This window comes from Neisseria sp. P0021.S006, from assembly GCF_051956895.1.
The window spans coordinates 1-644 of sequence record NZ_JBQCWZ010000813.1 but is presented as its reverse complement, the minus strand read 5'-3'; the positions used below and the strand labels follow the sequence as shown (position 1 = coordinate 644).

Sequence of the window (644 nt, the reverse complement as noted above, 5' to 3'; positions counted from 1 at the left end):
ATGCTACAATATCCGCCTTATCGTACCATCGGAAAGAAGACATCATGTTTACAGGCATCGTACAAGGCATGGGCAAAATTACAGACATCGCCCAACCTTCGCCCGACTTTCGTACCCACACTGTCGAGCTGCCCCCCGAAATCGCCGACAATCTGCAAACTGGCGCCTCTGTCGCCAACAACGGCTGCTGCCTGACCATTACCCGAATCGACGGCAACAAAGTCAGCTTTGATTTGATGGACGAAACCTTACGCAAAACCAATCTCGGCAGCTTGAAAGTCGGCGACAGTGTTAATTTGGAACGCGCGGCGCGGTTTGGTGACGAAATCGGTGGTCATGTGATGAGCGGCCATGTGATGGCGGTTACCCGAATTTCACGTATCGAATCCAGCGAGTTCAACCGTACAGTTTGGTTTGAGCTGCCGGAAAATCTTAAGCCCTACATCCTGACCAAAGGCTTTGTCGGTTTGGACGGTTGCAGCCTGACCATAGGCGAAGTCAGCGACAGCGAATTTTGCGTACACCTGATTCCGGAGACTTTGGAGCGTACCCTGTTTGGCAGCCGCAAAGAAGGCGACCTCATCAATATTGAAATTGATCCGCAAACCCAAGCCGTTGTCGATACCGTGATGCGAGTATTGGCA

Annotated in this window: 1 protein-coding gene; it reads left to right on the top strand. The window is 51.7% G+C overall.

Annotated features, from left to right (window positions below; all coding sequences use genetic code 11):
• Positions 1-44 precede the first annotated feature (44 nt).
• The coding region (locus ACTHUM_RS17255; protein ID WP_440403591.1) for a riboflavin synthase subunit alpha at positions 45-644 on the top strand (600 nt) is incomplete at its 3' end.